This window comes from Chamaesiphon polymorphus CCALA 037 (genome assembly GCF_003003845.1).
GTDB lineage: Bacteria > Cyanobacteriota > Cyanobacteriia > Cyanobacteriales > Chamaesiphonaceae > Chamaesiphon > Chamaesiphon polymorphus.
Genome location: NZ_PVWO01000441.1, coordinates 1 through 4,958 on the forward strand (window position 1 = coordinate 1; position 4,958 = coordinate 4,958).

The 4,958-nt window shown below is 41.5% G+C and carries 8 protein-coding genes and 1 pseudogene; all 9 read right to left on the reverse strand.

Annotated elements, in window-relative coordinates:
* Positions 1-619, reverse strand: a 619-nt coding sequence (locus tag C7B77_RS23860; protein WP_146138483.1) for an Hsp70 family protein, incomplete at its 3' end; no start/stop codon positions are given.
* A 122-nt stretch (positions 620-741) separates the two neighbouring features.
* On the reverse strand, positions 742-1,077 hold the full coding sequence (locus C7B77_RS23865) for a XisI protein (RefSeq protein WP_106310772.1): 336 nt from the start codon (positions 1,075-1,077) through the stop codon (positions 742-744).
* Positions 1,065-1,481, reverse strand: coding sequence for a XisH family protein (locus C7B77_RS23870; protein WP_106310775.1), 417 nt, complete (start codon positions 1,479-1,481; stop codon positions 1,065-1,067). The genes C7B77_RS23865 and C7B77_RS23870 overlap by 13 nt, the downstream gene beginning before the upstream one ends.
* Positions 1,482-1,598: 117 nt before the next feature.
* Positions 1,599-2,249: a nucleotide exchange factor GrpE gene (locus C7B77_RS23875; protein ID WP_106310778.1), complete on the reverse strand. Its 651-nt coding sequence runs from the start codon at positions 2,247-2,249 to the stop codon at positions 1,599-1,601.
* 5 nt (positions 2,250-2,254) lie between these two features.
* Positions 2,255-2,473: a DUF2997 domain-containing protein gene (locus tag C7B77_RS23880; RefSeq protein WP_106310781.1), complete on the reverse strand. Its 219-nt coding sequence runs from the start codon at positions 2,471-2,473 to the stop codon at positions 2,255-2,257.
* Between the two features lie 44 nt (positions 2,474-2,517).
* The gene (locus tag C7B77_RS23885) at positions 2,518-3,360 is read right to left on the reverse strand and encodes a hypothetical protein (protein WP_146138484.1); all 843 of its coding nucleotides are present in this window, start codon (positions 3,358-3,360) and stop codon (positions 2,518-2,520) included.
* Positions 3,361-3,370: 10 nt separating this feature from the next.
* Positions 3,371-3,604, reverse strand: coding sequence for a hypothetical protein (locus C7B77_RS23890; protein WP_106310787.1), 234 nt, complete (start codon positions 3,602-3,604; stop codon positions 3,371-3,373).
* Between the two features lie 267 nt (positions 3,605-3,871).
* Positions 3,872-4,486 (reverse strand): GUN4 N-terminal ARM-like repeat domain-containing protein, encoded by a 615-nt coding sequence (locus C7B77_RS23895; RefSeq protein WP_106310790.1) that lies wholly within the window; start codon positions 4,484-4,486, stop codon positions 3,872-3,874.
* Between the two features lie 21 nt (positions 4,487-4,507).
* Positions 4,508-4,958 (reverse strand): annotated as a pseudogene (locus C7B77_RS30390) (hypothetical protein); the annotation flags it as partial.

Consider the following 4,958-nt stretch of genomic DNA (forward strand, 5'->3'; position numbering starts at 1 on the left):
CAGCACCCAAAGGCGAAGTTCTTACCAAACTTAAATCCAGCGTTCCCCCACCAAAATCAGCCACTAACACGATCGAACCCGGACGTTGCACGGCATAACCTAAAGCCGCTGCTGTCGATTCATCTACGAATTTAACCGTGGGTAATTTTAACTCAACAGCCACATCTTTAAACCAATCTAAATACCGCTCGAACGTACCGACAGGAACTGTAAAAATTACTAAAGATGGCTCGATATTTGCGGCTAAAATTTCTTGCCAAATCTGAGTCAAAAATTCGATCGCCACCGCATGAGAATCGAATATCTTCTCCTCGATCGTCCGTGGCGGGATCTGAAAATCTGCCGCCAAATCGCGTTTGAATGCCCGAAAAAACCGTTGGGGTTGTGATAGTCCCAATCGTTGCGATCGCACCCGTTCCCCGACGATAATCTCGCGCCCTGTGGCAACATATACCAAGCTCGGAATCACGGCAATATCTCCACCTGTGGCGATCGTATCGCCCAAATTAAATACCCGCGACAAACTGGGAAACCGCAGCGTCTTCGGTGTCTGGGTATCGGGTTCTAAGATGCTGACTACGGTATTGCTAGTGCCAAAATCGATCGCGATGGCTGTCATAGATATTTTGGATTGCGGATTGGGGATTGCGGATTGCGATCGACATCAATATATGTAGGGTGTGTTACGGCGTTCGCGGAGCGTCTGCTAAAGCAGACGCCTAACGCACCATTTATTTTGTATCAATTAACTGCAAACTCAGTAAACTGTCGTTTAAACGGCGAATGAAAGCCAATAATAATATCGTGCTTAGGAATACCTTTATCTATCAATTCATTTGCGATTCCCCCCTCAGTACCGTCGTGCTGAATCCAAATTTTACCGTCCTTAATATCTAAATGCAAAACACAGCCATAAACTCTATGTTTGCGCGACCACCCGACATGAACGACTTGATATCGATCGCGCTCCAAGTCAAAAATTAATTCTGCTTCTACTTCTTCATTAGCCGCTTTGATTTGGCTGTATTCAGTCAATAAATCTCGAACTATTTGTCTGTACTCATCTATTTTTGCCATCTGACGATCTCCTCCTCTTCTGGTTCGTAGACAATTAAATTAACTCGATATTTTTCTATCAAACGGCGGGGTAGTTCTAGTGAAAAGAAACCTCGATCCACATCGATAGGTATAGCTAGATACAAAACGCGATCTGGTTCTCGTTCTTCTAGTGCTAATTGATATTTGAGAAACTGTCCCAATGCAGTACTAAACTCTGTCGTTGCAGAAACTCCGATAAAGCTTTTAATTTCAACGGCAATTTTTTCACCATCTTTTTCTGCACCCATTAACTGTTCCGCAGCTAGATCGATGTACATATCAACTCCACCAAAACGCAAGAACAGAGGATCTTCGGTAATTATCCATCGTTCTTTTTCCAATGCGTGTTTCACTGCATCGTGAAAAATATCTTTAGCTGGCACGATCGATTATCTCAAACAATAAATCCATAACTATTATAACCTGACGATTTGTTAGATTTTGGATTGAAATTCGTAGGGTGTGTTACGGCGAAGCCTAACGCACCATCTAACGCACCATCATTTCGCATTTGCAGGTAAAGTACGGCTGACTTTTGCCGGAATTAAGATGCGATCGCCCTTCCTATAACCGATAAACCGTACGTAAACAGACTCACCAACTTGGATGTCATCTACATCACTTTGATGGATCTGCGGGTCGTATGGCACCATTTCCCACGGTTTCCCGATCGATTGACATTCCCAAAATTTAATGAGATTTTCCAGAGATGTTAATAAAGCGACGATATTGCGCGCGGGTAAATCTGGCTGACTTTCTACCATCTTTCGCACGCTGGGATATTGAGTTAATAAGGTTTGAATCTGCTCGAATCCACCATCGATCGCATCCGCTTGTACTTGCGCTGCTTGTGTCTTCAATTCCTCCCGCAATCGCTGACATTGTTGCGTCAGCGCGGTAATTTCTTCTTCTAATTTAGCTCTTTTAACTTCACTAGTTTGAAATTGAGATTTTACCTCTGTTAATTGAGATTGTAAGGCTGATTCAGTTGCTTGCGATCGATCTTTTAAGGTGGTAATTTCCTGAGTAAAGCGCGATTCTAATGCCACTCGATTAGCTTTCGCAATTTTAAGCGATCTCCAGTAAAAGAATCCTAATGTCGCAATACTCGTGAAACTCCCCACCAACCCACCGATTAATTCTGGCTCCATCTGGACTATCCTTGACTTTCGTTAGATTGAGATTGTTCGTTGACGAGGTAGTTATCCGCACCATCGTGATATTCGGGTAATAGTTCTCGCGATTCGACTTTACCCAAGGATGCTTCGATATCCTGGGTGGCGAGGGTGCAGGTTTCGCCGTTACCATTGATGACGGTTTCGGTGACTTTGCCGTCTTTACCGATGCGGTATTCGATTTTTTGATATTCAGCCATAGTTTTATTTTGGATTTTGGATTTTGGATTTTGGATTGATTTAATTACTCAGCAACAGCACAATATCGCTGGATTGGTTCTACATATTTAGAACATTGTTGTCTATCGACAACAATCTGACAATCAAGTTCAAATCGAGGTAATATTTTTTCAATAAAATCAGTAGTGATATAGTTCTGACTAACATTGAGTACATCTAACTCATTAATAAATGGAGAATTTAGGAGTGCCAGTAAACCTTCATCACCCAATGTTCCCATTGATAAGTCTAATTCGGTTAGCCGCCTTATCAATGGAGATGTGGCTAGTTGAGTAGCAATCTCATCTGTATAGTCACAATTTCTGAGTCCCAAATATCTTAACTTAGGAAACTTCTGTCCAGAAATAATTAACATTAGATCGTTAATCGATGAATTGCCGCCATATTCGGGCGCACCCAGCCATAGTTCCAAGTACTCTAGAGATGGAAGCTCCAATTGACTGATATCTATTAACGTTTGAGAATTCAATCCACCGGATTCGATTCTCAAAACCTTTAAATAATTATGTTGTAGTGGACTACAAAATCTCATTCCTTCAGGTCTTTTCTCGCCAGTACGACCATTTCGCCCATTATTACATCTGACGTGTATGTGTTCTAATTGTGCATAAGATAATAATATCGAGGAAATATCATCATATTGTGGTAATGAAGAAATCATACAGTCACGATCCTCTATATCTCCTAAAAATACTGCTTTTAGATTCGGCAAATAATTTTTAGCATTAGCAAGCATAGAAACTATATCAACGAACCAATCTAAAACCCCAAAGACTAGAGCTTCAATTTCATCTACTTGTTTGGATTGCAGTAATAGTTGCCATTTTAATTCAAAAGTATCAACCACGTCTTCATAATCATACCCAATCCGGATTAGGTTCAAAATCCACCACCTGTCGATCTGCAAAATTTATAGCAAGACGATGTGGAATATTGTTCAAATACTCAAAATCTTGCCAAAATTTTTGTGCTTTTTTATGTTGTAATCTTTGTTTTCTACCGTCTTCCCCACCTAATACAGCAGCATTCACAGGAGGTGGATTTTGTCCGCCTAAAATTAGATCTGATTCGCGGGGATTGGTTTCTGACATGGGTATTGACAGTGCGAGATTATTTCTATTATGCCCACGATCGATAAAACAATTCGATCGATATCGGTGGGGTGGGCGGGTTTGTTTGAGGATGATGGTGCTATGGCGGGAAAACTAGCATAAACCCGCCCCTACGGGATGATTTGGGTAGGAATCGATCGATAAAAAATCATTTTTTGTCGATACGCTGTAGGGGCGGGTTTATGCAATCGATCTTCGATAAAATCTATTAATCTCAAACAAACCCGCCCTCCTCACTAGCAAACCCTATTTAGAAAATGCTTGAACGCGATCGATACATCCCATTTTTACCGCCTCAGTCAAAATCCCCATTTCACCCAGTCGTTTAAAATAAAGTGCCGCATAATTTCGTTGAGTTTGCGTCCCATTAAATAAGTAATGTTCGATTCTCTTTTCTCCTACACTAGTCCTCACCAATCCGAGGGTATAATCGATGAGTTTATATGGCGAACTGTGAGGATCGCATTCGAGACTTTCCATCATAATATCGACAGTTTCTGGCGTACCTTCCCTACCCAGCAGCTCGAACAGCTCGAATCGATTTTTATGCCTGGTATATCGCCTAATCCCGTTTTTGGCAAGATGTTCGCGGACGAAAGGTTCCGATCGCGATTCTAATAATTCGTAAACCCGATTTTGGATTTGTAAATCTCGATCGTCTAAATATGCGAGTAATACCTGCAAACCCGCCGTGCCATAATTAATTGCTTCTTCTAACGCGGCTAGCTTGACTTGTAGGCTGTGACTATTCAATCGTTGTTTGATTCCTTCAACACCACCTAAAATCATGCTGCCTTGGGTAGCAATACCTTGATTTCCCAAGACAGCATCAAATTCATTTGGGCTATCGTGCTTTGACATATTTAGTTACCTTTTGTCGAGCTAACTTGCACCACTCCAGCGTTTCTTGCTGGTTTTATTCACCCGTCTCGAATTGGTGTTAGAATTTGCGATCGATTGAGATGCTTTATTTGTTTTAAATTGCTTCCCAATGGCAGCTTCGGGACTCGATTCTAGCCATGAATATTTCATGTCTTCAATTTCTAATTCTCGATCGTCTAAATAACGCTCGATGCGTTGGCGGAGCCTCTCAGAATGAGAATCGCATACGAATGGTTCCGATCGATCTTTTAATAATTCATAAGCGGCATCGACGATTTGAGATTCTGGATCTTCCAAGTATCCAATTACCAGATGCAAGCCAGCATCGCCATAATTTATCGCATCTTTCAATGCTAAAATTCTGACATGGATATTTTCGCTACTCAATCGGGTTTTGACACCTTCAATTCCACCTAAAATGACGCTACCATGAGCGATCGAGGTTTGATTT